Annotated in this window: 15 protein-coding genes; 9 read left to right on the top strand and 6 right to left on the bottom strand. The window is 73.1% G+C overall.

Features of this window, described 5'->3' with window-relative positions:
* Positions 1 to 5: 5 nt before the first annotated feature.
* From SL103_RS31575 to SL103_RS31555, 5 genes are all read left to right on the top strand, one after another.
* Positions 6 to 1547, top strand: a complete 1542-nt coding sequence (locus SL103_RS31575) for a GMC family oxidoreductase (RefSeq protein WP_069572375.1) — start codon at positions 6 to 8, stop codon at positions 1545 to 1547.
* Entirely contained in the window at positions 1547 to 2668 is a 1122-nt protein-coding gene (locus SL103_RS31570; RefSeq protein ID WP_069572374.1) for a quaternary amine ABC transporter ATP-binding protein, read from the top strand. The genes SL103_RS31575 and SL103_RS31570 overlap by 1 nt, the downstream gene beginning before the upstream one ends.
* A gap of 165 nt (positions 2669 to 2833) precedes the next feature.
* A complete protein-coding gene (locus tag SL103_RS31565) occupies positions 2834 to 4834 on the top strand; it encodes an ABC transporter permease (protein WP_069572373.1) in 2001 nt (666 codons plus the stop codon).
* Between the two features lie 2 nt (positions 4835 to 4836).
* The gene (locus SL103_RS31560) at positions 4837 to 5829 is read left to right on the top strand and encodes an ABC transporter substrate-binding protein (protein WP_069572372.1); all 993 of its coding nucleotides are present in this window, start codon (positions 4837 to 4839) and stop codon (positions 5827 to 5829) included.
* Between the two features lie 154 nt (positions 5830 to 5983).
* Positions 5984 to 6229, top strand: a complete 246-nt coding sequence (locus SL103_RS31555; protein ID WP_069572371.1) for a hypothetical protein — start codon at positions 5984 to 5986, stop codon at positions 6227 to 6229.
* Positions 6230 to 6232: 3 nt separating this feature from the next.
* Here the strand turns inward: SL103_RS31555 and SL103_RS31550 are convergent, their stop codons facing one another.
* On the bottom strand, positions 6233 to 6790 hold the full coding sequence (locus tag SL103_RS31550; RefSeq protein WP_069572370.1) for a GNAT family N-acetyltransferase: 558 nt from the start codon (positions 6788 to 6790) through the stop codon (positions 6233 to 6235).
* Positions 6791 to 6949: 159 nt separating this feature from the next.
* On the opposite strand from SL103_RS31550, the gene SL103_RS31545 reads away from it, so the two are divergent.
* A complete protein-coding gene (locus SL103_RS31545) occupies positions 6950 to 8113 on the top strand; it encodes a trypsin-like serine peptidase (protein WP_069572369.1) in 1164 nt (387 codons plus the stop codon).
* 34 nt (positions 8114 to 8147) lie between these two features.
* Here the strand turns inward: SL103_RS31545 and SL103_RS31540 are convergent, their stop codons facing one another.
* Positions 8148 to 9575, bottom strand: coding sequence for a PLP-dependent aminotransferase family protein (locus SL103_RS31540; RefSeq protein ID WP_069572368.1), 1428 nt, complete (start codon positions 9573 to 9575; stop codon positions 8148 to 8150).
* A gap of 46 nt (positions 9576 to 9621) precedes the next feature.
* Between SL103_RS31540 and SL103_RS31535 the strand changes: the two genes are divergently transcribed.
* Positions 9622 to 10128, top strand: coding sequence for a carboxymuconolactone decarboxylase family protein (locus tag SL103_RS31535; protein ID WP_079146075.1), 507 nt, complete (start codon positions 9622 to 9624; stop codon positions 10126 to 10128).
* 11 nt (positions 10129 to 10139) lie between these two features.
* Here SL103_RS31535 and SL103_RS31530 read toward each other — a convergent pair whose 3' ends face one another.
* The 3 genes from SL103_RS31530 to SL103_RS31520 are packed head-to-tail and all read right to left on the bottom strand — an operon-like array spanning position 10140 to position 11829.
* A complete protein-coding gene (locus SL103_RS31530) occupies positions 10140 to 10871 on the bottom strand; it encodes an isocitrate lyase/PEP mutase family protein (protein WP_069572366.1) in 732 nt (243 codons plus the stop codon).
* Complete coding sequence (locus SL103_RS31525) at positions 10868 to 11329, bottom strand: carboxymuconolactone decarboxylase family protein (RefSeq protein WP_069572365.1); 462 nt, start codon at positions 11327 to 11329, stop codon at positions 10868 to 10870. Before SL103_RS31525 ends, SL103_RS31530 begins: the two co-directional genes overlap by 4 nt.
* Positions 11326 to 11829, bottom strand: a complete 504-nt coding sequence (locus SL103_RS31520; protein WP_069572364.1) for a carboxymuconolactone decarboxylase family protein — start codon at positions 11827 to 11829, stop codon at positions 11326 to 11328. Before SL103_RS31520 ends, SL103_RS31525 begins: the two co-directional genes overlap by 4 nt.
* Positions 11830 to 11876: 47 nt before the next feature.
* Between SL103_RS31520 and SL103_RS31515 the strand changes: the two genes are divergently transcribed.
* Positions 11877 to 13298: a PLP-dependent aminotransferase family protein gene (locus SL103_RS31515; protein ID WP_069572363.1), complete on the top strand. Its 1422-nt coding sequence runs from the start codon at positions 11877 to 11879 to the stop codon at positions 13296 to 13298.
* Here the strand turns inward: SL103_RS31515 and SL103_RS31510 are convergent.
* Positions 13273 to 13920, bottom strand: coding sequence for a GNAT family N-acetyltransferase (locus SL103_RS31510; RefSeq protein ID WP_069572362.1), 648 nt, complete (start codon positions 13918 to 13920; stop codon positions 13273 to 13275). The genes SL103_RS31515 and SL103_RS31510 overlap by 26 nt on opposite strands.
* A gap of 511 nt (positions 13921 to 14431) precedes the next feature.
* Here SL103_RS31510 and SL103_RS39015 point away from each other — a divergent pair.
* Positions 14432 to 20572: an Ig-like domain-containing protein gene (locus tag SL103_RS39015; RefSeq protein WP_244304086.1), complete on the top strand. Its 6141-nt coding sequence runs from the start codon at positions 14432 to 14434 to the stop codon at positions 20570 to 20572.
* Positions 20573 to 20611: the final 39 nt, after the last annotated feature.

The raw sequence follows: 20611 nt of genomic DNA, 5'->3' as shown, positions 1-20611 counted from the left end.
CCCCCATGCCCGTGTACGACTACGTCGTTGTCGGTGGCGGCACCGCCGGTTCCGTCATCGCCTCCCGCCTCACCGAGGACCCCGGGGTCACCGTCGCCGTCATCGAGGGCGGTCCCTCCGACATCGACCGCGAGGACGTGCTGACGCTGCGCAAGTGGCTCGGCCTGCTCGGCGGCGAGCTGGACTACGAGTACACGACCACCGAGCAGCCGCGCGGCAACTCGCACATCCTGCACAGCCGCGCCAAGGTCCTCGGCGGCTGCTCCTCCCACAACACCCTGATCTCCTTCAAGCCGCTGCCGTCCGACTGGGACGAGTGGGAGGCCGCGGGCGCCGCCGGCTGGGGCCACAAGGAGATGGACCCCTACTTCGGCAAGCTGCGCAACAACATCGTGCGGGTGGCGAAGAAGGACCAGAACCAGATCGCGACGGACTGGATCGAGGCCACCAAAACGGCGCTCGGCGTCCCGGAGGTCGTCGGGTTCAACGACAAGCCCTTCGACGAGGGCGTCGGCTTCTTCGACCTCTCCTACCACCCGGAGAACAACAAGCGCTCCTCCGCCTCCGTCGCCTACCTCCACCCGCACATCGAGGCCGGCGACCGCCCCAACCTCACGCTGATGCTGGAGACCTGGGCGCACAAGCTGGAGCTGGACGGCACGACCGCCAAGGGCGTCCACGTCCGCACCAAGGACGGCGAGGAGATCTACGTCGAGGCGGCACGCGAGGTGCTGGTGTGCGCCGGCGCCGTCGACACCCCGCGGCTGCTGATGCACTCCGGCATCGGCCCGAAGAAGGACCTCGAAGCGCTGGGCATCCCCGTCGTGCACGACCTGCCGGGCGTGGGCGAGAACCTCATCGACCACCCCGAGTCGGTGATCGTGTGGGAGACCGACGGGCCGATCCCGGGCAACTCCGCGATGGACTCCGACGCCGGTCTGTTCGTCAAGCGGGACCCGGAGCACAAGGGCCCCGACCTGATGTTCCACTTCTACCAGATCCCCTTCACCGACAACCCCGAGCGACTGGGCTACGAGCGGCCCGAGCACGGGGTGTCGATGACCCCCAACATCCCCAAGTCCCGCTCCCGCGGCCGGCTCTACCTCACCTCCGCGGACCCCGAGGTCAAGCCCGCGCTGGACTTCCGGTACTTCGAGGACGAGGACGACTACGACGGCCGGACCCTGGTCGACGGCATCAAGCTGGCACGCAAGGTCGCGCAGGCCGAGCCGTTCGCCAAGTGGCTCAAGCGCGAGGTCTTCCCCGGTCCGGACGTGACCGACGACGCGGAGATCAGCGAGCTGGTGCGCAAGGCCGCGCACACCGTCTACCACCCGGCCGGCACCTGCAAGATGGGCGCCGCGAACGACCGACTGGCCGTCGTCGACCCCGAGTTGAGGGTCCGCGGACTGGCCGGCATCCGTATCGCCGACGCCTCGGTCTTCCCGACGATGCCGGCCGTCAACCCGATGCTGGGCGTGCTCATGGTGGGGGAGAAGTGCGCCGACCTGCTCCATAAGGCCCCGACTCAGGGAGGTGATGCGTGATGGCTACCACCTCCGCCGGCGCATCCGAGATACCCAACGCCCGCAAAGCCGCCGACACCGCGGAGGACGCCCGCGAGGTCGTCTTCTCCGTCCGGCACCTGTGGAAGGTCTTCGGCCCCAAGGCCGACAAGATCCCCGACGACGCCTCCGTCACCGAGCTGAGCGCCCAGGAACTGCGCGAGCAGACCGGCTGCACCGCCGCCGTCCGCGACGTCTCCTTCGACGTCCACAAGGGCGAGGTCTTCGTCGTCATGGGCCTGTCCGGCTCCGGCAAGTCCACCCTCGTCCGGTGCCTGACCCGGCTGATCGAGCCGACCAGCGGCGACCTGGAGATGGACGGCGAGGACGTCCGCGCCATGGACCGCACCGCGCTGCGCGAACTGCGCCGCCGCCGCGCCGCCATGGTCTTCCAGCACTTCGGCCTGCTGCCGCACCGCACCGTCGTCGACAACGTCGCCTACGGCCTGGAGATCCAGGGCGTCGGCAAGACGGAGCGCCGCGAGCGCGCCAACGAGATGGTCGACAAGGTGGGCCTGGCCGGCCTGGAGAAGCGCCGCCCCGGGCAGCTGTCCGGTGGCCAGCAGCAGCGCGTCGGACTGGCCCGCGCGCTCGCCGTCGACCCCGAGGTGCTGCTCTTCGACGAGCCGTTCAGCGCCCTCGACCCGCTCATCCGCCGCGACATGCAGGAAGAGGTCGTCCGCCTGCACCGTGAGGAGGGCCGCACGATGGTCTTCATCACCCACGACCTCGCCGAGGCGCTGCGGGTCGGCGACCGGATCGCCCTGATGCGCGACGGCGAGATCGTCCAGCTCGGCACCCCCGAGGAGATCGTCGGCTCCCCGGCCGACGACTACGTCCGCGACTTCGTCCGGGACGTGCCGCGCGAGCAGGTGCTGACCGTGCGCCGCGCGATGCGTCCGGCCGGCGACGGCGAGGCCGACCAGGGCCCGGCGCTGGCCGCCGACACCCTGATCTCCGACGCCATCGAGGCGGTCGCCCGCTCCGGCGGCGCGGCCCGGGTCGTCGAGGACGGCCGCTGCCTGGGCGTCGTCGACCACGCCTGCCTGCTCGACGTGGTCGCCCGGATCGACCGCCCGCAGCACGGCGAGGTGGCTGCCTGATGTACGCCGCGACCCCCAGAAGCGGCGCCGTGCGCGCCGTCGGTTCCAGAGCTCCCGCGGCCTCCCCCGGGCCCGCCTGCGCGCCGCCCTGCTGCGCCAGTGGCGCGAGGCCCAGCGCTGCGCCGCGATGAACGTGCCCACCGGCACCGTCAAGCGGGGGCGCGCATGAGCACTGCATCCGCACCCCCCGCCGCTCGACGCGGCCTCGGCGCCGACGCCCCCAAGGCCGGCCCGGTCAAGGCCCTGCTGGACCGCCGCGGCCTCGCCAAGCTCCTGCTGCTCGCCGTCGCCGCGGCCGTCCTCGTCCCGCTGCTGGCCGCCAAGTACGGTGCCGCCTGGCCGTCCTCGCTGACCGTCGACGTGTCCGGGCCGCTCGGCAGGACCAGCGACTGGATCATCAACAACCGCGACAGCCACTGGCTGTTCGTCTACTTCCTCGGCCACCTCTCCAACGCCGTGGTCCTCTCCGTACGCGCCGTCTACCTGGTGCTGCTCGCGCTGGGCTGGACCGGTGTGACGGCCGGCGTCACGCTGCTCGCCTGGCGCGTGGCCGGTGTGCGCATCGCCGCCACCGCGCTGCTGTCCTTCCTGGTCAGCGGGGCACTCGGGATGTGGGTCCCGACCATGCAGACGCTCGCGCTGATGGTCGTGGCGGTGCTCGCCTCGGTCGTCGTCGGCGCGCTGCTCGGCCTGGCCGCGGGCCTGTCCGACCGGCTCTTCCGCATCCTGCGCCCGGTCCTCGACACCATGCAGGTGCTGCCGGCGTTCGCCTACCTGCTGCCCGTCGTGCTGGTCTTCGGCATCGGCGTGCCGGCCGCGCTGCTGGCCACCGTCGTCTACGCGGCCCCGCCGATGGCGCGGCTGACCGCGCTGGGTCTGCGCGGCGCGGACGCGGGGGTGCTGGAGGCGGTCTCCTCGCTCGGCGCCACCGGCCGGCAGCGGCTGCTGACCGCCCGGCTCCCGCTGGCCCGCAAGGAGCTGCTGCTCGGCGTCAACCAGACGATCATGATGGCGCTGTCCATGGTCGTGATCGCCTCCATGATCGGCGCGGCCGGTCTCGGTGACCGCGTCTACCAGGCGCTCGCCTCGGTCGACGTCGGCGCCGCACTCGCCGCCGCCGTGCCGATCGTGCTGCTGGCCATCGTCATGGACCGCACCACCGCCGCGGCCGGCGCCCGGCTGGGCGCGGACTCCGCCACCGGCGGCCCGGCCTGGCTGCGCGGCTGGCGGGCCTGGGCCGGCATCGCCGCGGTCACCGCGGTGGTCGCCCTGCTCGGCCGCCTCGCGGGCTCGCTGGTCTGGCCCGGCGCCTGGTCGGTGGACATCGCCCACCCCGTCAACGACTTCAAGGCGTGGATGGTCGACCACCTCTACTCCGGCGTCCCGGTCATCGGCGGCACCGCCGACTGGGCCGCGCACTTCACCAACTGGGTGCTCAACCCGCTGCGCGACGGGCTGACCGCGCTGCCCTGGTACGGCACGCTGCTCGTCGTCGCCGCGCTGGCCTGGCTCATCGGCACCTGGCGCACCGCACTGACCGCCGTCCTCGCGATGGCCGCCATCGGTGTGCTGGGCGTGTGGAAGCCGTCCATGAACACCCTCTCCCAGGTGCTCGCCGCCCTCGCGGTGACGCTGGTGCTGGGCTTCGGCGTGGGCATCCTCGCGGCCGGCAGCAAGCGCTTCGAGGCGTTCCTGCGCCCGGTCCTCGACGTCATGCAGACCATGCCGCAGTTCGTGTACCTGATCCCGGTCGTCGCCCTCTTCGCGGTGGGCCGCGCCCCGGCCGCCGCCGCGGCGGTCGTCTACGCGCTGCCCGCGGTCATCCGCATCACCACCCAGGGCCTGCGCCAGGTGGACCCCGCGGCCATGGAGTCGGCCCGCTCGCTGGGCGCCACCCGCTGGCAGATGCTGCGCCAGGTGCAGCTGCCGCTCGCCCGGCCGGCCCTGCTGCTGGCCGTCAACCAGGGCGTGGTGCTCGTCCTCGCCGTCGTCATCATCGGCGGCCTGGTCGGCGGTGGCGCCCTCGGTTACGACGTCGTCACCGGCCTCGCCACCGGAGACCTGGCCGTCGGCCTGGTCGCGGGTGTGGCGATCGTGTGCCTGGGCCTGATGCTCGACCGGGTCACCCAGCCCACGGAACGCCGCACGACGGGGAAGGGAGCCTGATCATGTCCCGTACGCGCAAAGCCGTCCTCGGCACGACCGTGCTCGCCGGCACGGTGGTCCTCTCGCTGTCCCTGTCCGCCTGCGGCAAGGCCGACATGACCAAGCAGTCCTCGCCGTTCGCCGCGGCCAAGGGCTCCAAGTCGGTCACGCTGTCGGTGCAGACCTGGGTCGGCGCCCAGTCCAACGTCGCGGTCGCCAAGTACCTGCTGGAACACAAGATGGGGTACCACGTCGACACCGTCCAGGTGGACGAGATCCCCGCCTGGGACGCCCTCAGCCAGGGCCGGGTCGACGCGATCCTGGAGGACTGGGGCCACCCCGACCAGGAGAAGCGGTACGTCAAGGACAAGAAGACGATCACCGCGGGCGGCGGCAACGGCGTCACCGGTCACATCGGCTGGTTCGTCCCCAAGTACTGGGCCGACAAGCACCCCGAGGTCACCAACTGGAAGAACCTCAACAAGTTCGCCAAGCAGTTGCGTACCTCGGAGAGCGGCAACAAGGGCCAGCTGATGGACGGCTCGCCGTCCTACGTCACCAACGACAAGGCGCTGGTGAAGAACCTGGGTCTGAACTACGAGGTGGTCTTCGCCGGCTCCGAGGCCGCGCAGATCACCCAGATCCAGCAGTTCGCCAAGCAGAAGAAGCCGTTCCTGACGTACTGGTACGAGCCGCAGTGGCTCTTCAACCAGGTGCCGATGGTGGAGGTCAAGCTCCCCAAGTACACCGACGCCTGCGCGGCGAAGGGCGCCAAGGACCCCACGTCCATCGACTGCGCCTATCCGACCACCCCGCTGCAGAAGTTCTTCAACACGGAGTTCGCCAAGAAGGGCGGCAGTGCCGCGGCGTTCCTGAAGAACTTCAAGTGGACCAAGGACGACCAGAACGAGGTCTCCGAAGCGATCGCCTCCGGCGGCCTGTCCGCCGACGAGGCGGCGAAGCAGTGGGTGGACAAGCACCCGGACGTCTGGAAGAGCTGGCTGCCGAAGAAGTAGCAGCCGGCCGGAAGGACGGAACGGAGGGGTGCGGGCCGGCGGGCCCGCACCCCTCCGTCGTGCCGCCCCGCGGCCCGGCCGCCGGTCTCACCCGTTCGGATGGCGGTCGGCGATCCGCCGCTCCCCACGGCGGCGCACCCAGCAGGCTGACGCCATGCCCCTCCCGCCGAAGTGCCCCACACCCGCGTGCGACGACCGGTTGTGGAAGGACACCACGAACACCAACACCGACTGGGACAACTGGCGTTGGTGGTGCGGCCGCTGCGCCCAGCAGTGGTACCCCACCGCGGAGCAGCTGGCGGAGTTCCGCGACGGGATCTCAACCCCCGCCCGCCCCGGCGCCCCGGCCCCCCACCCCCACCCCGCCTACCGGGACCCCCGCCTGCCGGCCCGCCGGTAGGGACTACCGCCGGGCGCCCGCCGCCCATTCCTCCCGGGACAGTGCGTAGTCCACGTCGCCGTGCTCCGCGCCCTCGATGTGGTCCGGCCACTCCTCGAAGAAGGTCCGTACGTACCGCAGGCCGGCCTTCTCCAGGACCCGGCGCGAGCCCCGGTTGACCGTCATCGTCGTCGCCGTCACCCGCCGCACCCCCAGCTCGCCGAAGCCGTACGCGAGGACCGCGCGGGCGCCCTCGGTCGCGTAGCCCCGGCCCCAGGCCGCCCTGCGCAGCCGGTAGCCGAGTTCCGCCTCGTCGGACTGTCCGGGGCGGGTGGGCCGCAGCGCGAACCAGCCGATGAACTCACCCGTGGCGGCCACTTCCGCGGCCCGTACGCCCGGCTCGGCGAGGAATTCCGGCAGGGTCCGGGTCAGCACCTGCGCCCGCGGTACCGGTCGCCCGGTGTCGATGAAGCGCATGACGTCCGGGTCGCCGTGCAGCGCGGCCAGTTGCTCCGCGTCGTCGGGGGTGAAGCGGCGGAGCGCCAGTCGGGCACTGCGCACCACGGTGGCTGAGCGGGCCATGGCAGCCGTCCGTCCTGGGGTAGTCGGTCCGTCGGGCCCCCGCAGCGGGGCGGCCCGGGCATGGCGGCATAGTAGGGCGCAGACCGATGAGGGACATGACAGATTTACGGAACGGCGCGGCCGGGGGCGGCGCCGTCACGTCACGGGGGGACTCGCACCATGCCATCCATCCGCCGCTCCACCGCCGCGGCCGCGGCACTGGCCGCGCTGCTCGCGGTCACCGCCACCGCCTGCGGCCCCGGCGACAACGCGGCTGCCGGGCCCGGGAGTTCGGCCGCCGCCGACCACAAGGGCGGTGCGGGCCTGAAGCTCCCCAAGGGCGTGCCGACCGACCTCGACGGCCTGAAGAAGTGGAAGGACGGCGGCTGGCAGAACTGGGACGAGTGGGCCCGCAAGGCGCAGGACTTCGTCAACCCGGTCATCAAGGACCACTGGCGGAACGACCGGCTGGCGCGGGCGAAGGCCGCGCCGGAGATCGGGGTGCAGGCCACCGGCGCGGGCAGTGAGTTCGACGCCACCGATCCCGAGCCGCAGCCGGTCACGGCCGAGCAGGTCGCCCGCCCGTACCACCGGAACATGGCCCCGGTCGGGAAGATCTTCTTCGACAGCCCCAAGGGCCCGATGGTCTGCTCCGGCACGATCGTCGAGGACCCGGCGCACCCGGGCCGCTCCAACCTGGTGTGGACCGCCGGTCACTGCGTGCACTCCGGCAAGCAGGGCGGCTGGATGCGCAACATCGTCTTCGTGCCGTCGTACAACGACAACGGCGTGCCCATGAGCCAGGTCGACGGCACCCCGTCCCAGCAGATCACCCCCTACGGCCGCTTCTGGGCCGACTGGATCACCACCTCCGGCGAGTGGATCAACATGGGCAGCGAGGAGTCCGGCAACGGCGGTTCCGCTTACGACTTCGCGGTGCTGCACGTCAAGCCGGAGAACGGCGGCGGCAGGTCCCTCCAGGAGACCGTGGGGGCCGCCGCCCAGGTGTGGTTCGACGCCCCGTCCGCCGACCGGATCAGCTCGCTGGACGCCTTCGGCTACCCGGCCGCGCCGCCCTACGACGGCGCCCGGATGATGAACTGCCCCGCCCGCCCGGGCCGCCTGGTCATGCAGCAGGGCACGCCCGCCATGAACCGCATCGGCTGCACCATGACCGGCGGCACCTCCGGCGGCGGCTGGTTCGTCACCCGCGGCGGCAAGCTGACCCTGGTCTCCAACACCTCCATCAGCTCCAACGCCCACACCTGGCTCGCCGGCCCCCATCTGGGTCCGGAGGCCGAACGTGTCTTCACCGGCATCAGCCGGAAGTTCGCGAACCAGTAGCGGCCGCCGGGCCGTAGTGGCCTCCCGACGGCCGCTACGGCGCCGGTGGCAGCGCCCGGCACAGCGCCTCCAGGGCGGACGGGAAGCCGCTGTCGGTGGGGGTGGCGTAGCCGACGACCAGGCCGTGGCGGGGCGGCTGGGTCGCGTCGGGGTGGCGGTAGTCGGTCAGGCCGTCGAGGGCCAGGCCCTGCCAGCGGGCGGCGCGCAGGGCGGCCTGCTCGTCGGCCCCGGTCGCGTCGTCGGGGAGTTGGAGGACGGCGTGCAGGCCGGCGGCGATGCCGGTGACCCGCAGGTGCGGGGCGTGGCCGTGCACGGCCTCGACGAGCCGGTCGCGGCGTCGGCGGTAGCGCTGGCGCATCCGGCGGATGTGCCGGTCGTAGGAGCCGTGGGTGAGGAACTCCGCGAGGGTGAGCTGGTCGGTGACGCCCGCCCATGCCTCGCGTTCGCCCTTGGCCGCCAGGACGGCGTCCACCAGGCGGGCGGGGAGCACCATCCAGCCGAGCCGCAGCGCGGGGGACAGGCTCTTGCTGACCGAGCCGAGGTGCAGGACGTGCTCGGGGTCCAGGCCCTGGAGGGCACCGACCGGTCGGCGGTCGTAGCGGAACTCGCCGTCGTAGTCGTCCTCCAGGACGTAACCACCGTTCTCCCGGGCCCAGTTGATCGCCGTGGCGCGGCGGTCGGCGTGCAGCGGGACGCCGGTGGGGAACTGGTGGGCGGGCGTGAGGAGGACCGCCCGGGCGCCGTCGAGCCGGGCCAACTCCCGGGTGTCGGCACCGTGTTCGTCGACGGTGAGCGGCAGGGTGGGCACGCCGGCGGTGGCCAGGAGCCGGCGGTGGAAGGCCAGTCCGTACGCCTCGACGGCCAGCGGGCCGGGGAGCACGGCCGGGAAGAGCAGCCGCAGCGCGTGGGCGAAGCCGGAGCAGATGACGATGCGGTCGGGGTCGGTGCGGACGCCGCGGGTGCGGGCCAGGTAGTCGGTCAGCGCGCGGCGCAGTTCGGGGCGGCCGCGCGGGTCGCCGGGGCCGAAGGCGTCGTGCGGGGCGGCGGTCAGGGCGCGGCGGGCCGCCGCCAGCCAGGCGGTACGGGGGAAGGCGGAGGCGTCCGGCCGGCCCTGGAGGAGGTTGTGCGTGGGGCGGGCCGTCGGGGCGCGGTGGGCCGGGGCGCGGGCCGGCGCCGGCGGCTCGGCCCGGTGGGCGACCCGGGTGCCGGAGCCCTGGCGGGCGGTGAGCCAGCCCTCGGCGACGAGTTCCGCGTAGACGTCGGCGACGGTGTTGCGGGCGATGCCCAGGTCGGCGGCGAGCGAGCGGTAGGGCGGCAGCCGGGTACCGGGGGCGAGCCGCCCGGAGCGTACGGCGTCGCGCAGCGCCCGGAGCAGGGCGGCCCGCCGGCCGCCCGGCCCGGTCAGCTCCAGATGCAGGTCGGCGCCCAGGCTCTCCGCGAGATTGACCCATGATTTCGGCACGGAAATGCACCCTACAGTCGGTCATCCGGGCTTCTAGATTCAAGACATGACGAACGAGACGCACACACGGACGACCGCACGGCACGACGACGCAGCAGTGGCCCGCCGGCCCCGGGTGAACTTCGCCAAGGCCGCCCCCAAGGCGTTCAAGGCCCTGATCGGCTTCGACGCCGCAGCCCGCGAGGGCCTCGACCCGGCCCTGGTGGAGCTGGTCCAGATCCGCTCCTCGCAGCTCAACAAGTGCGCGTACTGCCTGCACATGCACACCACCGACGCCCGCAAGGCGGGGGAGAGCGAGGAGCGGCTGCACATGGTCGCCGTCTGGGAGGAGGCGGCGCACTTCTTCACCGCGAAGGAGCGGGCGGCACTGGCCCTCACCGAGGCCGTGACGCTGGTGTCGCACGGCGGCGTACCGGACGAGGTCTACGAGCGGGCCGCCGCCCACTTCCCCGAGGACGAACTCGCCCGCCTCCTCGCCCTGATCTTCACCATCAACACCTGGAACCGCGTCGCCCTCAGCACGGCGAAGGTGCCGGGCACGGACGAACGGTGACCCGCGCGGCCTCAGGCCCCCGCCGTCAGGTCCTCCCGCAGCTGCCCCGCCACCCGGGCCAGCGCCGTTGCCGCCTGCTGCTGGAGGCCGGGGCCGAAGGTGATGCGGGTGGCGCCGAGGGCGCCGAGTTCGCGGGGGCCGGGGCCCTGGGGGAGGACCACGGCGTTGAGGGGCAGGCCGATGGCGGTGGCCAGTGCGGCGAGCCGGTCGGGCGGGGCGGCGATCGGGTAGACGCAGTCGGCGCCCGCCTCGGCGTAGCCGCGGCCCCGGCGGATCGTCTCGTCCTCGTCGTGGACGCCGCGCAGGTAGGTGTCGATCCGGGCGTTGACGACGAGCGCGTCGCCCGCCGCGGCACGTACCCGGGCCAGCCAGTCCGCCTGCTCCCGGGGGTCCCGGAGGGCTCCGGTGGCGGGGTCGGTGTCCTCCAGGTTGCACCCCACCGCGCCCGCGTCCAGGAGCCGGCCCACCAACTCCTCGGCGGACAGGCCGTAGCCGGCCTCCACGTCCGCCGTGACCGGGATGTCCACGGCCCGGGCGATGCGGGCGACGGCGGCGAACATCTCCGCGGCCGGCGTCTGCCCGTCGCGGTAGCCGAGGGACGCCGCGACGCCCGCGCTGGGCGTGGCCAGCGCGGGGAAGCCGGCGTCCGCGAAGACCTTGGCGGACGCCGCGTCCCAGGGGCCGGGCAGGACCAGCGGGAGCTCCGGGCCGTGGTGCAGGGCGCGCAGCGCCGCGGCCGTCACAGGGCACTTCCGACGGGCGTGCGGGCCGCGACATTGAGCCGGTTCCAGGAGTTGATCGCGGTGATCAGGGCGAGGAGACGGGCGAGTTCGGCGTCGTCGAAGTGGGCGGCGGCCCGCTCGTGGACCTCGTCCGGTACGCCGCCGTGCGACAACAGCGTCACGGCCTCGGCGAACGCCAGCGCCGCCCGCTCCTTCCCGGTGTAGTGCGCGGGGGCCTCCTCCCAGGCGCTGAGGAGGGCGATCCGCTGCTCGCTCACCCCGGCCCTGCGGGCTTCGGTGACGTGCATGTCGAGGCAGAACGCGCAGCGGTTGAGCTGCGAGACACGGATGAGCAGCAGCTCGACCAGGACGGGATCGAGGCCCTGCTTGGCGGCCCGGGTCAGCGCGTGCAGAGGGGCGTAGATGTCGGGCGCGAGCCGGAAGAGGGGAAGCCGGGGCGCGGTCTCGGGCGTGCTCATGCCTGCCCCGGAGCCATGCGGGTGGCGACGCCGAAGCGGTTCCAGGCGTTGATGGTGGTGATCAGGGCGATCAGCTGGGCGAGTGCGGCGTCCTCGAAGTGGGCGGCGGCGCGCTCGAAGACGGCGTCGGGCACGAAGCCTTCGGTCAGCACGGTGACGGCCTCGGTGAGGGCGAGCGCGGCCTGCTCCTGGGGGGAGTAGAAGCCGGCCGCCTCCTCCCAGGCGTTCAGGAGGTAGATTCGCTCCTCGGTCTCGCCGGCCTTGCGGGCGTCGGTGATGTGCATGTCGAGGCAGAACGCGCAGTGGTTGAGCTGCGAGGCGCGGATCTTGACCAGCTCGACCAGCGCCGGGTCCAGGCCCTTCTTCGCCGCCGCGTCCAGCGCGATCATGGCCTTGTAGACGTCGGGGGCGAGTTTCGCCCAGCGCAGGCGGGGGCCGTGCGAGTGGGTCGCGGCCGGAGCCGCCTCGGGCGTGGTGCGGGGTGTGTGGGCTGTGGTCATGGCTCTCACGCTACGGCGACAGTGGCGCACCGGTATGGTCCACTTCCATGGCGAATTCCTGGGCCACTTTCGGGCGTGATCTGCATCTGGACCTCACCCGCCCCGGCGGGCTGCGGGCCGCCCTCCTGCACGCGCTGCGCGACGCCGTACGCTCCGGGCGGCTGGCCCCCGGTACCCGGCTGCCGTCCTCCCGCTCGCTCGCCGCCGACCTGGGCATCGCCCGCAACACCGTCGCCGACGCCTACGCCGAGCTGGTCGCGGAGGGCTGGCTCAGCGCCCGCCAGGGCTCCGGCACCCGGGTCGCCGACCGGGTGGTGCTGCCGCGCGCCCTGCCCGCCGCACCCCGCCGGCCCGGCCCCGGCGACCCCCGCCGGCCCGGCCGGCCCCGCTTCGACCTCACCCCCGGCACCCCCGACGTCGCCGCCTTCCCCCGCACTGCCTGGCTCGCCGCCGCCCGCCGCGCCCTGACCGCCGCGCCCAGCGAAGCCTTCGGCTACGGCACCCCCGCCGGCCGCCCGGAACTGCGCGCCGTCCTCGCCGACTACCTGGCCCGCGCCCGGGGCGTCCGCGCCGACCCCGACCGCATCGTCGTCTGCACCGGCTTCATGCAGGCGCTGGCCCTGCTCGCCCGGCTGCCGGGCGCCGGGCGGCTGGCCACCGAGGCGTACGGCCTCGACTTCCACCGGGGCGTCATCGAACGGGCCGGGCTCGGCACCGTCCCTCTCACCGTCGACGAACACGGCGCCCGTACCGAGGAGTTGGCCGCGCTCGACGACGTACGCGCGACCCTGCTCACGCCCGCCCACCAGTTCCCCACCGGTGTCCCGCTGCACCCCGACCGGCGGGCCGCGGCGGTCAACTGGGCCCGCGCGCACGGCGGTTACGCCCTGGAGGACGACTACGACGGCGAGTTCCGCTACGACCGCCAGCCGGTCGGCGCCCTCCAGGGCCTCGACCCGGACCACGTCGTCTATCTGGGCACCGCGAGCAAGAGCCTCGCCCCCGCGCTGCGGCTGGCCTGGATGGTGCTGCCGGACCGGCTCGTCGACCCGCTGCTCGCGGTCAAGAGCACCGGGGAGTGGCAGTCCGGGCAGCTGGAGCAGCTCACCCTCGCCGAGTTCATCTCCTCGGGCGCCTACGACCGGCATCTGCGCGGTATGCGACTGCGCTACCGGCGCCGCCGCGACCAGCTGGTCGCGGCGCTGGCCGAGCGGGCGCCCCAGGTGCACGTCTCCGGTATCGCCGCCGGACTGCACGCGGTACTGGAACTCCCGCCCGGGACCGAGCAGTCCGTCGTCCAGGCCGCCCGCTGGCAGGGCCTCGCGCTGGAGGGACTGGACCGCTTCCGCGACCCGGCCGCCCCGCCGGCCGCCCGCGACGCCCTGGTGGTCGCCTACGGCACCCCGCCCGACCACTCCTTCGCGGGCGTCCTGGACGCGCTGGTCAGGGCGCTGCCGCCGGGGGAGTAGCGCCCGGCCCGGCACCCGCGCCCGGCCCGTCGCCCGGCCCGGCGGGCAGATCCCGTACGAACGACACCCGGTCGAGCCCCGGCCCGTCGTAGTCCCGGTGCACCGGCACCCCGTGCTCATCAATCCGGTCGCCCGGCTCCAGACGGAAACCCATCCGGCGGTGATAGGCGAGGGAGTCGCGGTTGTTGGGGCTGGTGATGCAGCGGATCCGGGTACGGCCGGCCGCGCGGGCCGCGGCGAAGAACCGGCGGTAGAGGAAGCCGCCCACCCCCGCCCGCTTGCCGTCCGGGCACACGCCCACGAAGTGGATGTACGCCGTCCGGGAATCCGTCTGGGACAGGAAGCCGATCAGGAACGCGTGCAAGGTGTGGTCGGGGCGCTCGACGAGGAAGCTGGTGCCGGCGAAGTGCTGGAGGAACAGCCGCGGCACGAGCAACTGGCGCTGCAGCGCGCCCGCTTCGCCGCCCAGACCGCCCCACCAGTCGGCCAGCGCCACCTGAAGCCGCCCGTGGTCCTCCGGTACGGGGTGCCGCACCAGCAAACCGCCCGGCAGCCCCGCCCCGGCGTCTGCGTCGCGCCCGTCGACCGTTGTGCGTGCAACCGCCGTGCGTTCGTCGTCCATGACGGGCAGCTTAGGCGCGGACGACGCGGACGACGCGGACGATGCCGACGACGCGGACGATGCCGACGACGCCGGCACGTCGGTGGCCGCCCCGGTCCGGTCCGGCGGCCGAACCCCGTTGCGCGGAAGCCCCGTTGAGGGTCACGGGTGGTGCGGGGAGGGGGCCTCGCACGCCGGTCGTCGGCCTGCGCCGGCACACACCATTCCTGCGCCCAGGGGTGCGCACCGTGCGTACGGTCCGGGCGGAACACGCTGCGCCATTCAGGGTAAAGCGCGGGCCCGCTCTGGCGAGGCCGCGCGGTCAACGCCCTTACTGATGCTATCGACCGGCGGGTCGTCCACCTGGGAGAGCGCACCGGCAGGCAGATGCGCGCCCCCATGACTGATGGTGCCCGGCCCTTCCCCTCGGGATGCCGGAGCCTCCCCGCGCTCCGCTGGCTCTACGGGGAGACGCACGGCCCGCCACCTCCACACACGCGAAGGGCCGTCCATGGCACCCACTCTCACGTTGGTGTCCGCAGCGCCGAATCCGGCAGTCTTCGGACAGACCGTGACCCTGACCGCGACAGTCATCCCCATCGGACTGGGCACACCCACCGGCACCGTGACCTTCGTCATCGCCGGCGGCCCCACCCTGACCGGCACCCTGGTCGGCGGCACGGCGACCGTCACCACCAGCGCGCCGTCCGTCGGGCTGCACACCGTCACCGCCACCTACAACGGCAACGCCTTCTTCTCGTCGTCCTCCGGCAGCACCGTGCTGATCGTGACCCAGGCGGCGACGACCACCACGGTCACCTCGTCCCCGGACCCGTCGGTCTTCGGCCAGCCCGTCACCTTCACCGCCCATGTCGCGGCGGTCGCGCCGGGCGCCGGAACACCGACCGGCACGGTCACCTTCGTCATCGGAGGCGGCGGGGGCGGCACCTTCACCGCGCCGCTGTCGGGCGGGACGGCCACCGTCACCACCAGCACCCTCACCGTCGGCACCCATCCGGTCACCGCCACCTACAACGGCAGCGCCAACTTCTCCGCGTCGTCCGGCACCGACACCCAGACGGTGCAGTCCAGCGCGGCGACGACGACCACGGTCACCTCGTCCCCGGACCCGTCGGTCTTCGGCCAGCCCGTCACCTTCACCGCCACCGTCGCCCCCGTCCCGCCCGCCTCCGGCACCCCGACCGGCACGGTCACCTTCGTGATCTCCGGTGGTCCCACGCTGACGGCGCCGCTGTCGGGCGGTACGGCGACCGTGACGACGAGTGCGCTGAGCGTCGGTACGCACACGGTCACCGCGACGTACAGCGGGGGCCCCGGCTTCAGCCCCTCCACGGGCACCGACACCCAGACCGTGAACAAGGCATCGACGACCACCACGGTCACCTCCGCGCCGGACCCGTCGGTCGTCGGGCAGACGGTGACGTTCACGGCGACCGTCGCGCCGGTCCCGCCGGGCGCCGGCACCCCCACCGGAACCGTCACGTTCGTGATCGGCGGCCCCGGGGGCGGCACCCTGACCGGCACGCTGTCGGGCGGCACGGCGAGCGTGACGACCAGCTCGCTGGGCGCCGGCTCGCACACCGTGACGGCGACGTACAACGGCGACGCCAACTTCGCGACCTCGACCGGCACCGACACCCAGACCGTCAACCAGGCGTCGACCACGACCACGGTCACCTCGTTCCCCGACCCGTCCGTGGTGGGGCAGTCGGTCGCCTTCACCGCCTTCGTCGGCGCCGTCGCCCCCGCCAGCGGGGTACCGACCGGCACCGTCACCTTCGTCGTCACCAACGGAGTCACCACCGTCACCCTCACCGGGACCCTGGACGGCAGCGGGGTCGCGGCGGTGAGCACCAACGGGCTGGTCACCACCGGGGTGTACACGGTCACCGCGACCTACGGCGGTGACGCCAACTTCACCGGGTCCAGCGACACCGACACCCAGACCGTCGTCCAGGCGGCGACGACGACCACGGTCACCTCGTCGCCGGATCCGTCGATGGTGGGTCAGCCGGTGACGTTCACCGCGACGGTGACGCCGGTCGCGCCGGGCGCGGGCACGCCCACCGGCACGGTCACGTTCGTCATCTCGGGTGGTCCGACGCTGACCGGGACCCTCTCGGGCGGTACGGCGAGCGTGACGACCGCTGCGCTGGGCGTCGGCTCGCACACCGTGACGGCGACGTACAGCGGTGACGGCAACTTCACGGGCTCCGTAGGCACCGACACGCAGACGGTCGTCCAGGCGTCGACGACGACCACGGTCACCTCGTCGCCGGATCCGTCGGTCGTGGGTCAGCCGGTGACCTTCACCGCCACCGTGGCGCCGGTCGCGCCGGGCGCGGGCACGCCCACCGGCACGGTCACGTTCGTCATCTCGGGCGGTCCGACGCTGACCGGAACGCTCTCCGGTGGGACCGCGAGCGTGACGACCAGTGCCCTCGCGGCCGGCTCGCACACCGTCACCGCGACCTACAGCGGCGACGCCAACTTCACCGGTTCCGTAGGCACCGACACCCAGACGGTGAATCAGGCGTCGACGACCACTACGGTCACCTCGTCGCCGGACCCCTCGGTCGTGGGTCAGCCGGTGACCTTCACCGCCACCGTCACGCCGGTCGCGCCGGGCGCGGGGACCCCCACCGGCACGGTCACGTTCGTCATCTCGGGCGGTCCGACCCTGACCGGCACGCTCTCGGGCGGTACGGCGAGCGTGACGACCAGTGCCCTCGCGGCCGGCTCGCACACCGTTACCGCGACCTACAGCGGCGACGCCAACTTCACCGGTTCCGTAGGCACCGACACCCAGACGGTCAACCAGGCGTCGACGACCACCTCGGTGACCACCTCGCCCGACCCGTCCGTCGTGGGGCAGTCGGTCAGCTTCACGGCGACGGTGACGCCGGTCGCGCCGGGCGCGGGCACGCCCACCGGCACGGTCACCTTCGTCGCCACCGACGGTCTCACCACGGTGACACTCACCGGGACCCTGAGCGGCGGCACGGTCACCGTGACCACCAACGGGCTGGTGACGGCCGGGACTTACACGGTCACGGCGACGTACGGCGGTGACGCCAACTTCACCGGCTCCAGCGGGACGGATACCCAGACGGTCACCCAGGCGGCCACCACGACCACGGTGAGCACGTCACCCGACCCGTCCGTGGTGGGGCAGTCGGTGACGTTCACCGCGACGGTGACGCCGGTCGCGCCGGGTGCGGGGACTCCCACCGGCACGGTGACCTTCCTGGCGACCGACGGGGTCACCACCGTGACGCTGACCGGGACCCTGGTCGGCGGCACGGTCAGCGTGAGCACCAACGGGTTGGTGACAGCGGGGACTTACCTGGTCACGGCGACCTACAGTGGCGACGGCAACTTCACGGGCTCCGTAGGCACCGATACCCAGACGGTTACCCAGGCGGCGACCACCACCACCGTGACCTCGTCGCCGGACCCCTCGGTCGTGGGCCAGCCGGTGACCTTCACCGCGACGGTGACGCCGGTCGCGCCGGGCGCGGGGACCCCCACCGGGACCGTCACCTTCGTCATCACCGGTGGCCCGACCCTGACCGGCACCCTCTCCGGCGGTACGGCGAGCGTGACGACCAGTGCCCTCGCGGCCGGCTCGCACACCGTCACCGCGACCTACAGCGGCGACGCCAACTTCACGGGCTCCGTAGGCACCGACACCCAGACGGTCAACCAGGCGTCGACGACCACCACGGTCACCACCTCGCCCGACCCGTCCGTGGTGGGCGAGACGGTGACGTTCACCGCCACCATCACGCCGGTCGCACCCGGCGCGGGGACCCCCACCGGCGCCGTCACCTTCGTCGCCACCGATGGTCTCACCACGGTGACACTCACCGGGACCCTGGTCGCCGGCACGGTCACCGTGACCACCAACGGGCTGGTGACGGCCGGGACTTACACGGTCACGGCGACGTACAGCGGTGACGCCAACTTCACCGGGTCCAGCGGGTCCGACACCCAGACCGTGAGCCAGGCGGCGACCACCACCACCGTGACCTCGTCGCCGGATCCGTCGGTGGTGGGGCAGTCGGTGACCTTCACCGCGACGGTCGTACCCGTCGCGCCCGGCGCGGGGACCCCCACCGGGACCGTCACCTTCGTCATCACCGGTGGCCCGACCCTGACCGGCACCCTCTCCGGCGGGACCGCGAGCGTGACGACCGGTGCCCTCGCGGCCGGCTCGCACACCGTCACGGCGACCTACAGCGGTGACGGAAACTTCACCGGGTCCAGCGGCACCGACACCCAGACCGTCGTCCAGGCGGCCACCACGACCACCGTGACCTCCTCACCCGACCCGTCCGTGGTGGGTGAGACGGTGACGTTCACCGCCACCGTCACGCCGGTCGCGCCGGGGGCGGGGACTCCCACCGGAACGGTGACCTTCCTGGCGACCGACGGTCTCACCACGGTGACGCTGACCGGGACCCTGGTCGGCGGCACGGTCAGCGTGTCCACCAACGGGCTGGTGACGGCGGGGACTTACGCGGTGACCGCGACATACAGCGGTGACGCCGACTACACCGGCTCCGTCGGCGCCGGCACCCAGACGGTCACCCAGGCGGCGACCACCACCACGGTCACCTCGTCGCCGAACCCGTCGGTGGTGGGGCAGTCGGTGACGTTCACGGCGACCGTGACGCCGGTCGCGCCGGGGGCGGGGACGCCCACCGGGGTCGTCACGTTCGTCATCTCCGGCGGTCCGACCCTGACCGGGACCCTCTCCGGTGGTACGGCGAGCGTGACGACCAGTGCCCTCGCGGCCGGTACCTACACCGTCACCGCGACGTACGGCGGCGACGCCGACTTCACCGGCTCCAGCGGGAACACCACCCAGACCGTGACCCAGGCGGCCACCACCACCTCGGTGACCGCGTCCCCTGACCCGTCCGTGGTGGGCGAAACGGTGACGTTCACCGCCACCGTCACACCGGTCGCGCCGGGTGCGGGCACGCCCACCGGCACGGTGACCTTCCTGGCCACCAACGGGGACACCACGGTGACGCTGACCGGCACCCTGGTCGGCGGCACGGCCACGGTGACCACCAACGGGCTCGCGACGACGGGTACGTACGCGGTGACCGCGACGTACAGCGGCGACGCCGACTTCACCGGCTCCGTCGGGAACACCACCGCGACGGTGACCCAGGCGGCCACCACGACGACGGTGACGTCCACTCCGGACCCGTCCGTCTTCGGGCAGTCGGTGACCTTCACCGCCACCGTGGCGCCGGTGCCGCCGGGGGCGGGGACCCCCACCGGGACCGTCACCTTCGTCATCGCCGGCGGCCCGACCCTGACCGGCACCCTCTCCGGCGGTACGGCCAGCGTGACGACCGCTGCCGTCACCCCCGGTACGCACACCGTGACCGCGACGTACGGCGGCGACGCCAACTTCAGCGGCTCCAGCGGGAGCGGCACCCAGACGGTCACCCCGGCGGCGACCACCACCTCGGTGACCTCCTCACCCGACCCGTCCGTGGTGGGTGAGACGGTGACGTTCACCGCCACTGTCACGCCGGTCGCGCCGGGGGCGGGGACGCCCACCGGAACGGTGACCTTCCTGGCGACCGACGGTCTCACCACGGTGACGCTGACCGGGACCCTGGTCGGCGGCACGGTCAGCGTGTCCACCAACGGGCTGGTGACGGCGGGGACGTACGCGGTGACCGCGACGTACGGCGGTGACGCCGACTTCACGGGCTCCGTCGGCGCCGGCACCCAGACGGTCACCCAGGCGGCGACCACGACCACGGTCACCTCGTCGCCCGACCCGTCCGTGGCCGGGCAGCCGGTGACGTTCACCGCCACCGTCGCGCCCGTCGCGCCGGGTGCGGGCACGCCCACCGGGGTCGTCACGTTCGTCGTCTCCGGCGGCCCGACGCTGACCGGCACCCTCTCCGGGGGGACCGTGAGCGTCAGCGCCCCTCTGGACGCCGGTGCGCACACCGTCACCGCGACGTACAGCGGCGACGCCAACTACACCGGGTCCAGCGGGAACGACACCCAGACCGTGGGCCAGGCGGCGACCACCACCTCGGTGACCGCGTCGCCGAACCCGTCCGTCTTCGGGCAGCCGGTCACCTTCACCGCCACCGTCGCGCCGGTGGCGCCCGGGGCCGGCACCGTGACCGGCACGGTGACCTTCGTCATCAGCGGCGGCGGGGGCGGGTCGCTGACCGCCACCGTCTCCGGGGGCACGGCCACCGTCACCACCAACTCCCTCGACGCCGGTGCGCACACGGTGACCGCGACGTACAGCGGTGACGCCAACTTCAGCGGCTCCAGCGACGCCCTCACCCAGACGGTGAACCAGGCGTCGACCGTCACCACCGTCACCTCGTTCCCCGACCCGTCCACCGCCGGCGACACGGTCGTGTTCGTCGCCTTCGTGGCGGCGGTGGCGCCGGGGGCCGGCATCCCGACGGGAACGGTCGCCTTCACCGTCACCGACGGTGTGACCACCGTGAACCTCACCGGGACCGTGGACGGCAGCGGCGTCGCCGCCGTCAGCTCCCCGCTGGCCACGGCCGGGCTCTACACCGTCACGGCGGTCTACTCCGGTGACGGGAACTTCACCACGTCCAGCGACACCGACACCCAGACCGTGGTCTGACCTTCCCCGTTCCTCCGACCCGCACCACGGCGCCGGGCC

The sequence above is a fragment of the Streptomyces lydicus genome, assembly GCF_001729485.1.
GTDB lineage: Bacteria > Actinomycetota > Actinomycetes > Streptomycetales > Streptomycetaceae > Streptomyces > Streptomyces lydicus_D.
The sequence above is the reverse complement of the archived record's forward strand: the minus strand, read 5'-3'. Positions and strand labels throughout refer to the sequence as shown.

Excerpts from the sequence above, each read along its gene's own strand:
- SL103_RS31565 (WP_069572373.1), top strand. The coding sequence starts at position 2,834 with ATGAGCACTGCATCCGCACCCCCCGCCGCTCGACGCGGCCTCGGCGCC.
- SL103_RS31510 (WP_069572362.1), bottom strand. The coding sequence starts at position 13,920 with ATGGACGACGAACGCACGGCGGTTGCACGCACAACGGTCGACGGGCGC.
- SL103_RS31545 (WP_069572369.1), top strand. The coding sequence starts at position 6,950 with ATGCCATCCATCCGCCGCTCCACCGCCGCGGCCGCGGCACTGGCCGCG.
- SL103_RS31525 (WP_069572365.1), bottom strand. The coding sequence starts at position 11,329 with ATGAGCACGCCCGAGACCGCGCCCCGGCTTCCCCTCTTCCGGCTCGCG.
- SL103_RS31515 (WP_069572363.1), top strand. The coding sequence starts at position 11,877 with ATGGCGAATTCCTGGGCCACTTTCGGGCGTGATCTGCATCTGGACCTC.
- SL103_RS31570 (WP_069572374.1), top strand. The coding sequence starts at position 1,547 with ATGGCTACCACCTCCGCCGGCGCATCCGAGATACCCAACGCCCGCAAA.
- SL103_RS31555 (WP_069572371.1), top strand. The coding sequence starts at position 5,984 with ATGCCCCTCCCGCCGAAGTGCCCCACACCCGCGTGCGACGACCGGTTG.
- SL103_RS31550 (WP_069572370.1), bottom strand. The coding sequence starts at position 6,790 with ATGGCCCGCTCAGCCACCGTGGTGCGCAGTGCCCGACTGGCGCTCCGC.
- SL103_RS31560 (WP_069572372.1), top strand. The coding sequence starts at position 4,837 with ATGTCCCGTACGCGCAAAGCCGTCCTCGGCACGACCGTGCTCGCCGGC.
- SL103_RS31575 (WP_069572375.1), top strand. The coding sequence starts at position 6 with ATGCCCGTGTACGACTACGTCGTTGTCGGTGGCGGCACCGCCGGTTCC.
- SL103_RS31520 (WP_069572364.1), bottom strand. The coding sequence starts at position 11,829 with ATGACCACAGCCCACACACCCCGCACCACGCCCGAGGCGGCTCCGGCC.
- SL103_RS31535 (WP_079146075.1), top strand. The coding sequence starts at position 9,622 with ATGACGAACGAGACGCACACACGGACGACCGCACGGCACGACGACGCA.